Origin of the sequence: Psychromonas sp. (assembly GCF_047632995.1) — a bacterium.
Classification (GTDB): domain Bacteria; phylum Pseudomonadota; class Gammaproteobacteria; order Enterobacterales; family Psychromonadaceae; genus Psychromonas.
In genome coordinates, this window is record NZ_JBLIEK010000081.1 from 1 (window position 1) to 16958 (window position 16958).

The window sequence follows — 16958 nt, forward strand, 5'->3', positions numbered from 1 at the left end:
TGCCACCTTTAAGTAAGTTTCTGTGGAAATCGGAAACCAAGGATCCGATATAACGCGATGTGTAAGGCCGGTTGGTTTCACTATCTATTTCCTGACAGTATTTTATATATTTTTTTACGCCCTGCGGAAATTGCAGATAATTTCCCTCATTGATTGAGTAGATAGCCCCCTCCTCTGGCATTTTCAGGTTTTCATGCGACAGATAAAAAACCCCCAGAGACGGATCACAGGTAAAGCCATGCGTACCATAGCCGGTGGTATAAACCAACATGGTCGATGAACCGTATATTATATATCCGGCTGCAACCTGATTATCTCCGGGCTGTAAGAAATCCTCCAGAGTAACAGGTTGACCGGCCGCACTGATGCGGCGATAGATAGAAAAGATGGTGCCGACCGAGACATTGACATCAATATTTGAAGATCCATCAAGCGGATCCATTAACACCACATATTTACTATTCATGCAGCGTTGTTCATCAAATGAAATAAACTCGTCTTCCTCCTCGGACGCGACACCACAAACTTCACCACGCGCTTCTAATGACGCTTTAAAGACGTTATTGGCGTAGAGATCCATTTTTTGCTGGATTTCACCCTGCACATTTTCAATGCCGGTATCACCAATAATATCAACTAATCCGGCTTTATTTATTTCTCTATTAACGATCTTTGCCGCTAACTGGATTGAGCCTAATAGTGATGATAATTCCCCTGTTGCTTCAGGAAATTCATGCTGTTTTTTAATAATATATTCACCGAGCGTAATCATTTTATCTCCTTTTATCTACAATAATTATTTGTGAACTTTACCTTTATAAGTACCGTCAGCATTTAAAGCGCTAGGGCTTTTAAAGTGACAGGGGTTTTAAATGTTTATCCGAGATTGCTATCACTTTATCAACACGTTTTTTATATTTTTCTTCACCGCTCAGAAATTCAGTGGTCATCCACGTATTGACAATCTCCAAAGCGATGCCGGAGCCTATTATTTTAGCGCCAAGGCAAAGTACATTGGTGTCAGAATGAGAGCGTGCTAATTGCGCGCAAAAAGAGTCTTGGCAGACCGCCGCATATAAACCTGAAATTTTATTGGCGATCAAGGCGCTGCCATAACCAACACCATCAATAAAAATGCCACGCTCGGCTTCACCCTTCGCAACAGCCAATGCCGCCGGGTAGATATGATCGGATAGATCACAGGGCGCGTCGCTATTTGCGCCAAAATCTAACACTGTGTGACCGCCGTTTTCTAAAAACAGTTTCACTTCCTCTTTTAAACTAAAAGCGGCGTGATCACAGGCCATTGCTATTTTCATATTATTTTCCTTATTAGATAGTTGCGTTATCTGTAAACTGATTAATTGTCTTCACTGACGAAGGCTAAGGGAAAAATTAGCGGCTTGAGCCTAAGTTTAGCTATCATTCTGCCTTAATCCACCCGCCACAACTGAATCGTTTCAGCCTGTATACTGAAACGATTCAGCTTTAATTGCAACTATTTTTTTTGATTTTTTATCTGGTGTAGATTTATCTAGCTTTAAGGTTGGGAATCGCAAAGAAATTAAGGAAAGAGTTGTACATTGCTATAAAAGAAAAAGGTAGCCAAGGCTACCTTTAAATGGGCTATTCATCGGAAAACATGAGAGTAAAAACCAAAGAAACTTTCACCCATTTCATCTGCACTGGTGTCACTAATAAAAGCTCACCGTTACCTATTTACACTACTAGCCTTGCAGTAGTGATAATACGTTTTGCGTGCTTGCGTTAGCCTGCGCCAGCATAGAGGTACCCGCTTGCTGCAAGATTTGCGCTTTACTCATTTTCGATGTTTCAGCAGCAAAGTCGGCATCTTGGATTCGAGAATTAGATGCGGCCAAGTTTTGCGACACGTTTTCAAGATTGGAAATCGTAGAGCCTAAGCGGTTTTGAATAGCACCTAAACCCGCACGAGATTCTGATATTTTACTCAATGCAAAATCGATTTTATCAATACTTGACGATGCTTTTTGAGAGGTAGTTACACTTAACGATAAATCGGTTACTGCGGTACCACCGACATCATTTACACCCAGTTTTGCAAGTGCGTCAGTTTTATCACTCTCTGTTGCTGCGCCACTGGCAATCACAATATCACCACCATCAGCATTGGTGAAGATAATACCATCAGCTCCTGTGTTTGGACTTGCCGTAACACCAGTTTGATCGGTTAACTTATTAATCTCAATTATTTTATTTGCTGATGTTGTTTCTGTTGTTTTAAAAGGTACACCGTTAATAGTAATCGCATCCGCGTCGTCTATCGCTGTTGTGGCAGCAGTGCCACCAGTTACGGCTGAACCATTGGTCACCATAAAACCTAATAATTGCGTATCAACGGCAGCAGCTGTAGCAGCCGAACCTTTATTAACACTGATCGGGCTATCATCTTGACTGGTTAATCCTAGGTAACCCTGATAAGTAACTGGATCCGCAGTATCTCCTTCTAAACCAGAGCCGGCCGATACTCCACTTACGGTAATTGCCTCACCGGTATCATTATTTAAGATTAACGCGCCATCATCGCCAACCGTTGCAGTTAACCCAGCTACATCACGATTGATGGTTTCCGCTAAATTTGCCATGGAGGAGGTTGCACCGAGTGTTACTGCAGTGCCATCACCCACCGTCAATTCAAGGCCATTAGTAATACCTGTGCCTGTATGCCCTTCAACCACATTATAGGCATCGGCAACCACCCCAGTTGAGGCTGTCTCCAGATTAATTGCTTTCGCCATTTCAACGGCACCACCACTTGCTGCTACAGCCGATATATCAACACCATTTATAGCGATATCACCGGCAGTAACAGCAGCAGTAGAAACCCGCCCACCGTTAAGATCGCCTTTATTTACGCCGCCGTCTAAACCTAAAGAGGCCGCTGTTACACTCTCAATGGAAAAGGTTAAGCTTTCACCTGAATTCGCGCCAATTTGCAGTGTCGTTGAGGCATTTGAACCGTCTAATAAGTTGGTTCCATTGAACTGCGTGGTATCAGAGATACGCTCTAGCTCACTGTAAAGTTGGTCCACCTCTGTCTGGATGGAGGCTTTGTTATCAGATGAATTGGTATCATTGGCTGCTTGCACAGACAGTTCACGCATACGTTGCAGAATATTGGTCATTTCATCCATTGACCCCTCTGCCGTTTGCGTCATCGAGATACCATCATTGGAGTTACGCACCGCTTGGTTGATACCGCGGATTTGTGACTGCATCCCAGTTGAGATGGCAAGACCTGCAGCATCATCTTTTGCGCTGTTAATACGCAAACCCGAAGAGAGACGTTCCATCGCTTCATTTTGTGTAAGCTGACTTTTATTTAATTGACGCTGTGCATTTAGCGACATTATATTGGTATTTATCATTTGCGGCATAATTTGCTCCTTTGTTCCTTTTGTCCCTTAGTCGGGGAAATCGGCAATTATTGTTTAATTTGCCGTCAATTTTTACTCTCCCTTTTTATAATGCGATTTACATGCCAACTTTTAAAGCATGAACAATTTCACCTTTAAAACAGTACGTTATGGGTTTTAAATAAAAAAATTAAGAACTAAAAAGGTATTTAGATCTTCATCTGAAGAAAAAATGACGAAAAAAAAGAGGCAATAAATTGCCTCTTTTTTCTTGTCTGATTATTTTTATATTAGTTTAAACAGACTCATATTCTGCATCTGCACAAATGTTTTCTGGGTGATCTCTAATATGCTGCTTTGCATGGAAAACTCACTAATAGCGGCCGCCATATCCAGATCTTCTAAATTTGATAATGTTTTTTTACTGGCTAGATTAAAATCTAAATTAGATTCTTTCTGATTTGCGACTGTTTGTAATCGCGTTCCCACAGAAGTACGAATTCCCGTCACATTACTCATCGCATTGTCAACTTGCTGACGGCCCATATCTAAACGCATTTCTCGTTGCGCTTTAGCAGCCCCATCCTCACCCGGTATTCTTAAGGCATCAATACTATCCTGGATGGTAGAAAAAATATCCTTACTGCCACTTTGAGCTAGAGTAAAACTGTCAAATTCGGCAACATTGCCTTTTAAGGCTGTTTTAATACCATTAAATTCAATGGACTGCCCTTCTGTATATAATGTAGGGGAAACATATTTTGTTAAACCATATTGATCACCCGCGTTAGGTAAACCGTCCACCTCAACTGAAATACCATCAATCGTTACCTCTTGTGATTGTGTATTAGCTGTATCATAAATCGCAGGTAATGATGATTGGCCATTGATTTGAACTTCAAATTCCCCGGGAGTTCCTGTGGCAAAAAATTCTACATTAACATCACTACTGGCAGCCGGGTATGTGCCGGCAGGATTAACATTACCAATATTAGGATCGGTTAAGTCTATTTTTGAAATTTTTACATTTGCGCTACCGGTAACGGCCACCTCTTTTAAACCATAAACCGAATATTCAGAATCTCCTGCAGGGACCGATTCACTCATTGAGATGGTATAATCTTGATCTGAAAAAACAGTTGCAGCATCACTATCAATAACAGAGGCCGCATCAATAACACCTGAACCACCATTATTCAGATTAGCTTCTGCAACAAAGGTACCATTGCCCTCTTTGATATCGGTAAAAACTGAAGAGCCGGAATTATTGCCTTGGACAAGTACACTCGAGCCCACTTTATAATCTCGCTCCCCGCCATCGCCATGATAATCAATCGCACCAAATTCATTCTCTTGAAAGGGCTGAGTATCAACTTGATAACCGGCAAAGATATATTGGCTATTGCCATCTTTGGTATTGGCAACCCCCATTAACTCTTCACGTAACCCCCCTAACTGTTTAGCAACCGCCTCGCGATTCTGATCGTTATAAGTGCCATTACCTGCAGAAACCATTAACTCGCGCACACGCTGTAATATATTGGTCGTTTGTGCCAGTGCCGTCTCTTCTAATGAATTTGCAGTTTCAGCCATTTCACCATTTTTAATTAATTGCTCACCCAAGGAGATATCTTGCTTTAAACGCTGAATAGTCGAAATGGCAACGGGATCATCAGACCCAGTAAGGACACGTTTAGCCGCTGACATATACTGATTTTGCTGACTCAGTTTAGTTTGCTGTGACATCACGTTTTCTGTACTGCGTTGATAAAACATCTGCGTGGAAATGCGCATAATTGCCTCTCTTATTCTTTAATGAACTTGTTCGCTCAATCAAACATATTTAATTTAATGCGATGCAATAAACGTTCCAACTGAAGTTGAGTTACTGTTTTTTTAAAGCAAGCGATAAAAAATGAGCTGACAATAGGATTAAACATTGTTAGCTCATAACAAAAAAACGTTATCGGGAAGCTTGTAAAATAGTATCAAAGAGCTCGCCGGCAACTGTAATCACTCGCGCTGCGGCGCTGTAGTATTGCTGGTATTGCAGCAAGTTGGCAGCCTCTTCATCCATATTGACACCACTGGTACTTTGAATCCGCTCAGTAGATTGGTTTTTTAATATATAGGTTGACTGCATGGACACATCAGCATTGCCGGTTTTTGCACCTATTTCAGATAACATACCACTGTATACATCTTGGAATGTTGCTTTATTATTATTCATTATTTTCTGACTCTGTAAGCCAGCTATTTCCATGATATTACGGTTATCACCGACACCCGTTTCATTAAAATTCAGGGTGAATTTATCGCCGACATCCGGAGATCCCGCATACATCTCAACTTCAATACCCGCTAAATCAAAGGTTACCTTTCCCGTTAACAGATTAGGGGTCACAGTTAAACCGCTCAGCGTATCCCCAGATACCTTTGCCGGTGTATAGTTATTAGCTGAATCTGGTGGCGCGGGGGGAGCTGATGAAGCTGGCAGAGTAACCGGATTACCATTTTTATCAACAATATCAAAAGTGATATCACCACCCGGTGTATTACCTGTAATAACTATCTCTAGTGGATTATCTGCATCCATATATAACTTATCAAGCGGATTATTAATTGCGCTAGTACGCAGAACTGCATCCCCTGTATTAGTATCTGCAGCAACTGTTTTAATTTCAGCGTCAGCGGCGGCAACTTTGGCCGGATCTTTATGCAGTAAACTTGCCTCTTGTGCAGCTAAGCGTGTTGGCTGCAGTGTAAATGTTTTTCCCGCTTGTAACGGATCAGCAGCTGTAATCGCATCGATCCCCAAACTTAACCCCGAATTAGGGATTGCAATACGCTCTGTATCAGCCAGATTAATAGGTCCTAACAGTTCTGCCTTACCTGTTGTTTTATTCGTCACTGTGAATTCAATCGTGCCGGGGGGAGTCGTTGTATCATAATCATTAACCACTAATTCATAATCATCTGGCGTCAATTGGCTAAGGTCATCGACTCGTAGACTCAATTGCGCACTGCCCAAACCATCATTATGTGCCAATACACGCCTTTTCATACTTGCATCAGCATTAATATCATTAAACAGATTATCACCAATCTGCCCATCCAGCGTCTGCCCCTCTTTTTGCTGCTCGTTAATAGCATGGGTTAAACCGATAATATTTTGACCGAGTTGATTAAAAGCACGATCCAAATCATTATCCCGAGTATCAAACATAGCAGCGACTTTACCGCCTAATCGGCTGCCATCCATTTTCACCAAATTACCATTAACGTTAAGCGCCATCTCTTTGCGCGAAGGATCTGGGTCGCCATTAACTGCAACAACATTCACTGACTCATTACCCATCACCAATGATTGACCACTACCCATATAGATATTAACCATACCGTTATCAGTGGGCACAACGGAAACATTGACTAGTTCACTGAGTTCAGTGATCGCCTGATCACGCCTATCCAAGAGATCATTGGAATTGCTTTGCCCACCACTGCCTACAACGGCAGAAATTTGTTGATTAATATTGGCTAAATTACCAGCAAGCGTAGTAATGATAGATGCTGTATTAGTAATATCGTTATTGAGACCTGTATATTGAATTTCAAGATTGTCGTAAAGACGATTATATTGATTAATCATATTTGCTGAGGACTCAAGAAATACCGTGCGCGACTCGAGCATATTGGGGTGATCGGCAACACCATTAAGTGTCTCAAATACGGATAAAACGGGCTGAGTCACTGAGGTGCTTTCATTTGAAAATAACATATCTAACTGGCTACTTTGTGCATAAACCTCTTTAGAGTAACCATATTGTGAGGTATTCATAATATTTTCAGTGAAGGCAAATTTATCGTACGCACGCTCAATTCCACTTACCATCGAGCCCTGGCCTATAAAGTAACTACCGTATCGTTCCGAGCCAGCCGTTGAAACTTGTACGGTTTGGCGTGAGTAACCTGCAGTATTAACGTTGGCAATATTGTGCCCGGTTGTCGCCAGACTTGCCTGTGATGAATATATTCCCGATAAACCAATTTGTAATAGATCAGCCATTGAAATTCCCCTCAGCTAAAACGGCTTGAAACTCTTCATTTTTCATAATTGCTTTAATTTTATCTGCGTATTGCGGATCGGTTGCGTAACCTGCCTGCTGTAGCTCTTCAATATAACGGTCAGCATCGGTTCCTTGCTGAAGCGCGCCCTGATAACGTTTATTGGTTGCAATAAAGTCACCATAATCGTCAAAACTCTGCGCCAGACTGTCATAGGCTCTGAAATTAGAGCGACGCTTAACAGCCACACCCTGTTCAACTTCTAGACTATCTTTTGCGACTTTATCTCCCTGCCAACCTTTATTCGCTTTGATATTAAAAAGGTTAAAACTGCTTTGATTATCTGCACTGTTAATTATTTTTTTGCCCCAACCCGTTTCCAGTGCGGATTGTGCGACTAAAACTGCTGGCGAAACCCCTAAAAGCTGTGCCGCTTTTTTGGCATACGGCAGTAATGCGTCAATAAATGATTTTTTATCTGTGAATTCCGGCTGCTTGTTTTGCACTACAGACTGACTTGTTGCGGAAAACTGACTTCTGGCCGTAGTCTGATCCGGTTTATTTAACTCAATTGCAGGCAAGGATTTTTCTAAGTCGATCATCGGCTGCTGTTTATTATTTGCCATAGTTAACTGTTCGAGCAGCACTGATTTAGGCGCGGCAATCGAGGCTGGATCAAGCTGTCTGACTAAGGCATCAGCCAAACCTAACGAACCATGACGACTGATATCAAGTGCGAGCTGTTTATCTTGCATATCAGTATAGAATTTTGTTTGTTTGTTATTAAACGGGCTATCAGTTTCAAATGCTTCGTTTGCCTGACGCATAGATTTAATCAGCATAGTGGCAAACATAGATTCAAATTGGTTTGCCACCTCACGAAGCGAGTCTTTACTATTACTTTGGGCTTTTTGACGCAAATCGTCTAGTCCTTGTAAATCAAAGTAATTACTTGCTTGTGTCACTGCCTGATTAGCCATTTTAAGCCTCGTTTATTATCCATTACAACTCTCTAAACAAATAAAGCAAAAATAGTGCCATTATTGTCACAGACGACAATTAATATATTAGTTAATTGCCTTTATAAAAATGGCGAGTCACGTAGAATGCCTCTTTTTTTTCACAGAAAGGACGATCTATGATTAACCCCGTTATACTCTCGGTCTGCATAATGCTGGCTCTCTCTTTATTGCGCATTAATGTGGTGGTGGCATTAACGCTCAGTGCATTAATTGGCGGTTTAAGTGCCGGTATGTCAATAGCCGATACGGTCAGCGCTTTTGAAGGCGGACTCGGAGGAGGTGCGACTATCGCGTTAAGTTATGCAATGCTAGGCGCATTTGCGGTGGCTATTTCTAAATCGGGTATTACCGATTTGTTAGCGCAAACTGTTATTAAAAAAATTCACGGCAGACATCCGGATCATCTAACGAATGTTATTAAATATTCAGTGCTTGCGATGATCTTATTAATGGCGGTCTCCTCGCAAAATATCATTCCGGTACATATCGCTTTTATCCCCATTTTAATTCCCCCTTTATTGACTGTTTTTGAAAAATTACGTTTAGACCGACGTTTGGTTGCATGTGTATTAACCTTCGGCCTAATTACCCCCTATATGGTCTTACCTATTGGTTTTGGCGGTATCTTTTTACATAATATTTTATTAAAAAACTTACATGATAATGGCCTCGACGTAACGGCAAGCCAAGTGCCAACAGCAATGATTTTACCTGCGCTGGGGATGGTTGTTGGACTGCTGATTGCGACCTTTATCAGTTATCGTAAACCGCGAATTTACCCGCAAACAGAGCCCGTTCGGAAGCAAGCGGCACACAAAGAATTAGATAAACGCCATATAGCGGTTGCAGTCGTGGCGATTATCGCAACGCTGGCTACCCAGCTTTTATGCGGATCTATGATCATAGGTGCATTAGCAGGTTTTGTGGTATTTACTGTCGGCGGCGTTATCGCATGGAAAGAAACGCAGGATGTATTCACTAAAGGCGTGCATATGATGGCGATGATAGGTTTTATTATGATTGCAGCGGCTGGTTTTGCAGCCGTGATGAAAACCACTGGCGGAGTTGAAACATTAGTTGAAATGCTTTCTTCAAATGTTGGTCACAATAAACCATTAGCCGCGTTATTAATGCTTATTGTCGGTCTGCTTGTCACTATGGGAATCGGCTCTTCATTTTCTACTATCCCAATTATTGCCACTATTTACGTGCCCCTTGCTGTCGCATTTGGCTTTTCACCCATGGCAACTATTGCCCTAGTGGGTACGGCGGCCGCATTGGGTGATGCAGGCTCACCCGCATCTGACTCGACGTTAGGACCCACATCGGGGTTAAATGCAGATGACAAGCACGACCATATCTGGGATACCGTTGTGCCGACATTTATTCACTACAATTTACCCTTAATTGTCTTTGGCTGGCTTGCCGCTATGACCCTGTAGCATTAACAGCAGAAACTAAAAAGGGAAAGTAGATAAACTACTTTCCCTTTTTCGATACCTATATAATCCGTTAGTCACTATCAGGACGTAGGGATTTTGTTCAAGTTAGAGGCAAAAGCGCGCAGTTTATAAGCATAAATGAGCACTTTTAACGAAGAAATTGGACAAAATAACAAGCTACTGATAGTTACATTAGATAATGATTAACTCACCCTGCAGTGCACCAGCCTGTTTAAGCGCTTCTAAAATTGCCATTAAATCACCGGGCGCTAAACCCACCTCATTGACCGCACGCACTAACTCATTAAGACTAACACCCGTCTCAAATTTAAACATTCGGCTATTTTCTTGGGTCATATTTATGGTGCTGTTATCCACCACTTCTGTTTTTCCACCAGCAAACGCATTGGGTTGTGAAACCTCTTTATTTTCGCTAATCGTCACAGTGACACCACCATGGGTGATAGCGGTTGGCAGTAATTTCACATCTTGCCCAATCACAATAGTGCCGGTGCGTGAATTGACAATGATTTTTGCACTGCCGCGTGCCGGCTCAAATTCTAAATTTTCCAGTGTTGATAAATAAGAGACGCGTTGTGAGACATTACGCGGTGCAAGCACTTTGACTGATGTTGCATCTACTAATGTTGCCGTATCCGGGCCAACTAAATTGTTAATTATATCTGCCATTCTTTTGGCAGTTGTGAAATCAGAACGATGGAGATTAAAGGTAATACTATCACCCTGGGCGAAAGGAGATTTAACCTCACGTTCAACAATAGCGCCATTAGAAATACGTCCAACAGTGGGGGTATTGATCACAACCTTAGAGCCGTCAGCACCTTCTGCACCTAAACCGCCAACCACTAAGCTTCCCTGTGCAAGTGCATAGACGTTGCCATCGACCCCTTTTAGGAAGGTTTGTAGCAGCTGACCACCGCGCAAACTTTTCGCTTCACCAATTGCCGCCACGGTAATGTCAATTTTCTGACCACGTTTAGTAAAGGGTTTTAATTCAGCAGTTATCGCAACAGGCGCGACATTTTTTATTTTTAATTTCTCACCCTCGGGAATATTGATACCAAAATTACGCAGCATAGTCGCAAACGCTTGCTCGGTAAACTTGCTGCTTTTTTCACCCGTTCCAGGCAAACCTACGACCAAACCATAACCAACCAATTGGTTACTGCGTACCCCCTGCACACTGGCAATATCTTTAATTCGCGCCGCATAACTGCTGCTGAAAAAAGTAAGCAGCAGTATGGGTAGTAATGATTTGATAATTGATTTCATATTAAATTCCTTGTTTTAACCTGCTTTTTTAACTTACAGTGGCCAATAGGGGCCATTAAAAAATGCGGTTAACCAACCTTGTCTTTGTGTATTGGCCAAATCACCTGTTCCGCCATACTGAATACGCGCATTGGCAACTCTCATTGATGAGATGGAGTTGTCTGATCTCACATCTTCTGAACGGATCACCCCTTTTATGCGTACAAACTCTTCGCCATTATTAAGCATTAACCATTTTTCACCGCGAATCTCTAAATTGCCATTATTTAATACACGCGTGACATTAACAGTGATACTGCCTTTTAAACTATTGCTTTGGTCTGCATCCGCATCACCCTCAAACGAGCTTTGCTGACTTGCACCGATGCCAAGACCTGAAAGTGAAAAGGGTGTTCCATTTCCCGGTACCACCATAGGATCAACACCTAAGTCATAACTGTTTGACTTTGCTTGACTGGAGCCCGATTGTTTCTTAGCACTGGTTGATTCATTCAAATAGACAGTAATTATGTCACCGATACGATGCGCTTTAATATCTGAATAAAGATTATTGGCGTAGCTATCTTGGTACATGGATCCCGTCGAGGCGATATCGTAATCCAGTGCTGGCGGCTCTACCGGGATAAATTCAGGATCATCTTTGACATTTTCATTAGGCAGCGACGTACAACCGGCTAATAAACTAAGGCTAATCAAGAGTGTTAGTTTAAACATAACCTATCCCTATTATAGTTGCTGACTAACATAAGAGAGCATTTCATCAACGGCTGAAATCACCTTTGAGTTCATTTCATAAACACGTTGGCTTTCAATTAAGTTTACTAACTCTTCTGTTACATTAACATTTGAGGTTTCCAGCATGCCTTGACGTAAAAAGCCCATGCCATCACCACCCGGTACACCTTGCAGTGGCGCGCCACTTGCACCTGTTTCTGTATATAAATTCTCACCTATTGGCTCAAGCCCGGAAGGATTTACAAAATCATTTACGCTTAACTGCCCCACCACTTGATTTGCTGCTTGTCCGGCGATACGTACAGAGACCTCCCCTTCGGAGCCAACAGTTATTGACTGCGCGTTATTGGGGATTTGTACTTGTGGTAATAACGGATAACCCGATCCAGGGGTTACCATCATACCCTCTTCATTTAACTGAAACTGGCCGTTACGCGTATAGCCTGAACTGCCATCGGGCATCTCTATTTCAAAGAAACCGTCTCCATCAATCATAATATCTAATGAGTTATTAGTCGTCAGCGCATTACCTTGCTCAAAATTCTTCTGTACAGCGACCACTTTTGCACCGGAGCCAATCATCAAACCCGAAGGTAACTTAGTATTTTGCGTGGCATTTGCACCCGGCTGATTGATATTCTGATAAAGTAGATCTTCAAATACCGCACGACTTTTTTTGAAACCTATGGTGCTGGCATTGGCCAGGTTATTAGAGATAGTCGCCACATTTGTTTGTTGGGCATCTAACCCGGTTTTACTTATCCATAAAGCGGGATGCATAATCTTACTCCTTAATTTATCAAATACCGTTGCTTACAAAAAGCATCAGGCTAAGTTAAACAACACGCAATAGAGATTCTGAACTTTTATCTATCTCTTCTGCTTTTTTCATCATTTTAATTTGCATTTCAAATTGCCGCTGCAAGTTAATCATACCGGTCAACTCACTGCTTAAATTCACATTAGACGCTTCAAGCGTGCCACTTTGCAGTGAAACTTGCTCATCAAACGCAGGCTCAACCCCGTCTATACGTCTAAATAATCCATCTTGACCGCGCATCAAATCTTTAACACTGGGATTAACAAGTTTTAATTGTGCAATCTCTTCCATTGCATCAGCGGGAGCGCCTTCGGGACGAATTTCCACCACGCCATCTTTGCGGATGCTGAATTTTTCAACAGGTAATGGGATATAAACGGGATTGCCTTTTTTATCTACGAGCTGATTGCCTTTCGTATCCACCAGGTAACCTTGCTGATTAACATTTAATCCGCCGGCGCGCGTCATAGCTTGACCACCTAATTGAGACTCAACCACCAACCAACCATCGCCTTCAATGGCCACATCTAAATCTCTACCTGTCGTTTGTAATATGCCGCTTTCAAAATTTTGCCCGGGCTCTTCTGCTAAAGAGAAGACACGGGTCGGTAAACCTTCGCCGTAAACCTGCATGCTACGTGCCTGTTCAAAACTGGCTTTAAAGCCGGTTTTTCCTGCATTTGCAAGGTTATTACCATGAATTGCCAAAGCATTCATACTCTCTTTGGCACCGGACATTGAGATATAAAGAAAGCGATCCATTTTTATTCCTTAAGCGATTTAAAATCACGATGACAATTTAGTTCTATAGCTAATAGAAATGCAAAACTTATGCCAAGAAAATTTAATAGTAAGAGATAAGCAAAACGCACCTGAAAAGGTGCGTTTGTTGGGCCGTGCGGGGAGTGATAGAGCAGTTATCTAATCTGCAATATCGTCTGCTGCAAGGTGTTATTAATTTCTAATGCGCGTGAATTGGCTTGGAAGTTACGCTGTGCGGTGATTAAATCGACCAACTCTGTCGTTAAATTGACGTTTGACTGTTCAAGTGCGGCAGAATTAATCGCACCGAATGAACCAGAAGCTGCTTCCCCAGCCAGCGGATCCCCTGAATTTTGTGACGCGGTCCAACTCGATCCGTTTTGCGAAAGACCTTGCTCATTACGGAAACGGACAATGGCAACGCGAGAAAGGGGCTGCGAAGTACCATTGCTGTAGGTGGCTTTTACTAATCCGTCATTGCCAATTTCAACACCGGTTAATCGCCCTACGGTTAACCCGTTTTGCTCTAACGCGGTCACTTCAAATGAAGACGCAAACTGGGTCGGCGCTTTAAAATTTAGGGCAAAAGCCTGAGTTCCATCAGCGCCAGCATCTAACGCACCAGCATCACCAAGAGACTCAAAAGCGAATGATGGAGGATCTGTTATGTAAGCGCCTGTATTATTAAAAGTCAATACAACACCACTATGTGTAACACCATCCGCATCAATATACTCAGCATTTTTAGGTGTACCATCAGGAACACCATCTGGAATGCCATCACCACTAACAGTATCGATATCAACATCATAGGTACCGGTCGTTACAGGATCAACAGGTTTATCATCAACAGTAACAAATGTTACCCACTGGTTAATATCTGTATAAGATGCATTTTCAGGCTTAATATAATAGGTGCTTGCAATATGTGACTCGCCTAATGAGTCATAGATAGTGACCGATGTTGCATTATTATAAGTATCTGGATCTTCTGGATCAAAATTAGCAGGATCAAGCGCAGCATCACCGGCAGGTAAATTTAAAGTAATGCCAACTTCATTCGTTGGTACTGGTGTCCCCGCTGTTTCTGGAATTTGAATAGGCTTAGTTGTACTTAAACTCACAGAGGATGAACTTCCATCTTCATTAACTGGGAACGCTTGCAGATAGTTGCCGCTATTATCAACAATATAATTTTCATTATTAAGTTTAAATTCACCTCCACGAGTGTAACTTAAATCGCGTTCGCCAACGTCACCGGATGTGGCAAAGAAACCGCTGCCGGTAATCGCCAAATCCAATGGGTTCTGCGTGAATTTTAAACTGCCTTGATGAAACTGCTGGGCAACAGCAGCAACAGAAACACCATCACCCGTTTTTGTTTTACTGTTAGAAAACAGTGAATTTGCATAAACACTACTGAACTCCGCACGTGATTCTTTAAAGCCAACGGTATTTACATTGGCAATATTATTGGCAGTCGTATCCAAATCAGTTTGAGCGGCCGATATTCCGCTTAACGCAACATTAAAAGACATAATATTTTCCTTTTATATATTTTCTGCAACTTCAATTGCATCTGTAAGTTTAATTCCACCTAAACCCTGTAGATTTAGATTAACCCCGGCTTGTCCGCCACCTAAACTGACGCTTTCAACATGCGCATAGGAGGCTGTAGTTAACTCTTCACCTTGACCATTAACAAGACCGGTTGCTTTTAATGTATATTGCCCGGCTTTGGCTCGGTTACCTTGCGAATCTAATCCATCCCATGCAAAGCGTTTATTACCCGCGCCAATATCACCCATACTTATAGTACGAACGACAGCACCACTGGCATCTTCAACATTAACCATCACACTATAAGCCCCCGTTTTAGAGTTTATCGAACCCGATACATTCCCCGTTTCCGGCAGATAAGCTTGATTACTTGGGATAAGTACCTTTTTACCCACCAGAGATGAGGCTTCTAAGGCTTGACTTGAGGTTAATACCTCTTTCATACCAGCAAACTCAGAGCCCATTGTGGAAATACCTTCCGCGGTGGTAAACGAGGCCATCTGTGCAATCATTTCTGAGTTATCAACGGGCTTAAACGGATCTTGATAAGCAAGTTGTTGTGATAAGAGGGAAAAGAAATCTTCCTGATTTAATTGCTGCTTGCCATCGATCTCTTTATTGGCGGCAACCTGCTCCGCGGTTAAGGGAGTCGTTAAATTCAATGAACTGTTATTACTAATTGTCGTCATATATTACCCCTTAACCTTTGCCCATTTGCAATGTACGACTTAGCATCTGTTTGGCGGCATCTGCAATCTGCACATTGGTTTGGTAAGAACGCGAAGCACTGATCATATTTGCCATCTCTTCCATCACATTAACGTTTGAATGATATATAAAACCATCTGCATCTGATTTGGGATGATTTGGCGCATACTCTTTATTTAAAGGCGCATCACTTTCAACAATACCTTGTACTTTTACCCCCACATCGCTGCTTAAGCCACCTTTCGCACGGTTTAACTCCGCAGCAAAAACAGGCTGGCGGGCACGATAGGTTTGATCTTCGCTACTACTGACACTATTCGCATTTGCCAGGTTACTAGCCGTTGTATTCAACCGAATAGACTGAGCGCTCATACCCGTTGCAGATATATCTAATACTCTTAACAAACTCATTTTGATTCTCCTAGCGGCTGATTATTGACCTTTAATGGCCTTGCGCAAAGTTGAAATTTTACTGTTCAGAAAATCTAAACTTGCTTGATATTCCATACTATTTTTCATAAACAAATTACGTTCAACTTCTAAATCAACCGTATTGCCATCACCTGTATCAGGCTGTTTTCCCATACGGAACAATTCACCAGTCTGGGCCATAGAAAATGATTGAGCAGATTTATGGCTTTCGTTTGTACGACTTAAGGAAACCCCAGAACGAGAATTAGCATTTTGCAATGCATCTTTAAAGTCAATATCTCGTGCTTTGTAATTTGGTGTGTCAGCATTAGCAATATTACCCGCTAAAATTTCAGTGCGGCGAGCACGAATGCCCAATGTGTGCTGATGAATTCCTAATGCATTTTCAAAGTTAATCGCCATAAATTTCTCCTCTAAAAGAAACAATGCAACCCTTGTGCCAAAAAACAGATAAAGGGTTATCTTTTCAAGAGATCCGCAACAAAAAGAGAGAACACACAACAAAATGACATCAATAAGGCACGCTGGTATAAAAAGTTATTGATGGATAAGGAATGATTTAGGCTAAGTAAGGGGGGATATCAGATAGGTGGCAAAAGTTGCCTCTTTAGTGACGATAAAGAGGCAGTAACTGGATGTACACCCAAGCTACTTCAAGAGCAAGTCGATAAATGATGAGATTCTAGGCAGAAGGTTGATGATCTAGCATTCTAAATCAAAACCT

The 16958-nt window shown here is 42.0% G+C and carries 15 protein-coding genes; 1 reads left to right on the plus strand and 14 read right to left on the minus strand.

The genetic code is table 11. The annotated features are described in order from the left end of the window. The 6 genes from fbp to flgJ all read right to left on the minus strand — a co-directional run. Positions 1 to 772 (minus strand): class 1 fructose-bisphosphatase (gene fbp / locus ACJAT7_RS13110; RefSeq protein WP_415227250.1); only part of this gene is annotated, 772 nt, incomplete at its 3' end. 79 nt (positions 773 to 851) lie between these two features. Beyond that, positions 852 to 1319, minus strand: a complete 468-nt coding sequence (locus ACJAT7_RS13115; protein WP_415227251.1) for an RpiB/LacA/LacB family sugar-phosphate isomerase — start codon at positions 1317 to 1319, stop codon at positions 852 to 854. 408 nt (positions 1320 to 1727) lie between these two features. Next, positions 1728 to 3416: a flagellin gene (locus ACJAT7_RS13120; RefSeq protein ID WP_415227252.1), complete on the minus strand. Its 1689-nt coding sequence runs from the start codon at positions 3414 to 3416 to the stop codon at positions 1728 to 1730. A gap of 264 nt (positions 3417 to 3680) precedes the next feature. Then, on the minus strand, positions 3681 to 5189 hold the full coding sequence (gene flgL / locus ACJAT7_RS13125) for a flagellar hook-associated protein FlgL (RefSeq protein WP_415227253.1): 1509 nt from the start codon (positions 5187 to 5189) through the stop codon (positions 3681 to 3683). A gap of 169 nt (positions 5190 to 5358) precedes the next feature. Further along, entirely contained in the window at positions 5359 to 7461 is a 2103-nt protein-coding gene (flgK, locus tag ACJAT7_RS13130) for a flagellar hook-associated protein FlgK (protein ID WP_415227254.1), read from the minus strand. Then, positions 7454 to 8440, minus strand: a complete 987-nt coding sequence (flgJ, locus tag ACJAT7_RS13135; RefSeq protein ID WP_415227255.1) for a flagellar assembly peptidoglycan hydrolase FlgJ — start codon at positions 8438 to 8440, stop codon at positions 7454 to 7456. The genes flgK and flgJ overlap by 8 nt, the downstream gene beginning before the upstream one ends. A 161-nt stretch (positions 8441 to 8601) precedes the next feature. Between flgJ and ACJAT7_RS13140 the strand changes: the two genes are divergently transcribed. After that, positions 8602 to 9924, plus strand: a complete 1323-nt coding sequence (locus tag ACJAT7_RS13140) for a Na+/H+ antiporter family protein (protein ID WP_415227264.1) — start codon at positions 8602 to 8604, stop codon at positions 9922 to 9924. 192 nt (positions 9925 to 10116) lie between these two features. Here ACJAT7_RS13140 and ACJAT7_RS13145 read toward each other — a convergent pair whose 3' ends face one another. From ACJAT7_RS13145 to flgB, 8 genes are all read right to left on the minus strand, one after another. After that, entirely contained in the window at positions 10117 to 11217 is a 1101-nt protein-coding gene (locus ACJAT7_RS13145) for a flagellar basal body P-ring protein FlgI (protein WP_415227256.1), read from the minus strand. A 33-nt stretch (positions 11218 to 11250) separates the two neighbouring features. Next, a complete protein-coding gene (locus ACJAT7_RS13150) occupies positions 11251 to 11931 on the minus strand; it encodes a flagellar basal body L-ring protein FlgH (protein ID WP_415227257.1) in 681 nt (226 codons plus the stop codon). Positions 11932 to 11943: 12 nt separating this feature from the next. Continuing rightward, entirely contained in the window at positions 11944 to 12732 is a 789-nt protein-coding gene (flgG, locus tag ACJAT7_RS13155) for a flagellar basal-body rod protein FlgG (protein ID WP_415227258.1), read from the minus strand. A gap of 55 nt (positions 12733 to 12787) precedes the next feature. Continuing rightward, positions 12788 to 13534: a flagellar basal body rod protein FlgF gene (locus ACJAT7_RS13160; protein ID WP_415227259.1), complete on the minus strand. Its 747-nt coding sequence runs from the start codon at positions 13532 to 13534 to the stop codon at positions 12788 to 12790. 155 nt (positions 13535 to 13689) lie between these two features. Continuing rightward, the gene (flgE, locus tag ACJAT7_RS13165; RefSeq protein ID WP_415227260.1) at positions 13690 to 15072 is read right to left on the minus strand and encodes a flagellar hook protein FlgE; all 1383 of its coding nucleotides are present in this window, start codon (positions 15070 to 15072) and stop codon (positions 13690 to 13692) included. 12 nt (positions 15073 to 15084) lie between these two features. Continuing rightward, positions 15085 to 15783: a flagellar hook assembly protein FlgD gene (locus tag ACJAT7_RS13170; RefSeq protein WP_415227261.1), complete on the minus strand. Its 699-nt coding sequence runs from the start codon at positions 15781 to 15783 to the stop codon at positions 15085 to 15087. Between the two features lie 10 nt (positions 15784 to 15793). Then, complete coding sequence (flgC, locus tag ACJAT7_RS13175; RefSeq protein WP_415227262.1) at positions 15794 to 16213, minus strand: flagellar basal body rod protein FlgC; 420 nt, start codon at positions 16211 to 16213, stop codon at positions 15794 to 15796. Between the two features lie 21 nt (positions 16214 to 16234). Next, complete coding sequence (gene flgB / locus ACJAT7_RS13180; protein ID WP_415227263.1) at positions 16235 to 16636, minus strand: flagellar basal body rod protein FlgB; 402 nt, start codon at positions 16634 to 16636, stop codon at positions 16235 to 16237. Positions 16637 to 16958 lie beyond the last annotated feature (322 nt).

Bases quoted from the DNA above. Each gene is read 5' to 3' on its own strand.
- flgE (WP_415227260.1), bottom strand. From the start codon at position 15,072: ATGTCTTTTAATGTTGCGTTAAGCGGAATATCGGCCGCTCAAACTGAT.
- flgK (WP_415227254.1), bottom strand. From the start codon at position 7,461: ATGGCTGATCTATTACAAATTGGTTTATCGGGAATATATTCATCACAG.
- ACJAT7_RS13170 (WP_415227261.1), bottom strand. From the start codon at position 15,783: ATGACGACAATTAGTAATAACAGTTCATTGAATTTAACGACTCCCTTA.
- flgC (WP_415227262.1), bottom strand. From the start codon at position 16,213: ATGAGTTTGTTAAGAGTATTAGATATATCTGCAACGGGTATGAGCGCT.
- ACJAT7_RS13120 (WP_415227252.1), bottom strand. From the start codon at position 3,416: ATGCCGCAAATGATAAATACCAATATAATGTCGCTAAATGCACAGCGT.
- flgB (WP_415227263.1), bottom strand. From the start codon at position 16,636: ATGGCGATTAACTTTGAAAATGCATTAGGAATTCATCAGCACACATTG.
- flgG (WP_415227258.1), bottom strand. From the start codon at position 12,732: ATGCATCCCGCTTTATGGATAAGTAAAACCGGGTTAGATGCCCAACAA.
- ACJAT7_RS13160 (WP_415227259.1), bottom strand. From the start codon at position 13,534: ATGGATCGCTTTCTTTATATCTCAATGTCCGGTGCCAAAGAGAGTATG.
- ACJAT7_RS13115 (WP_415227251.1), bottom strand. From the start codon at position 1,319: ATGAAAATAGCAATGGCCTGTGATCACGCCGCTTTTAGTTTAAAAGAG.
- ACJAT7_RS13145 (WP_415227256.1), bottom strand. From the start codon at position 11,217: ATGAAATCAATTATCAAATCATTACTACCCATACTGCTGCTTACTTTT.
- flgL (WP_415227253.1), bottom strand. From the start codon at position 5,189: ATGCGCATTTCCACGCAGATGTTTTATCAACGCAGTACAGAAAACGTG.
- flgJ (WP_415227255.1), bottom strand. From the start codon at position 8,440: ATGGCTAATCAGGCAGTGACACAAGCAAGTAATTACTTTGATTTACAA.
- ACJAT7_RS13150 (WP_415227257.1), bottom strand. From the start codon at position 11,931: ATGTTTAAACTAACACTCTTGATTAGCCTTAGTTTATTAGCCGGTTGT.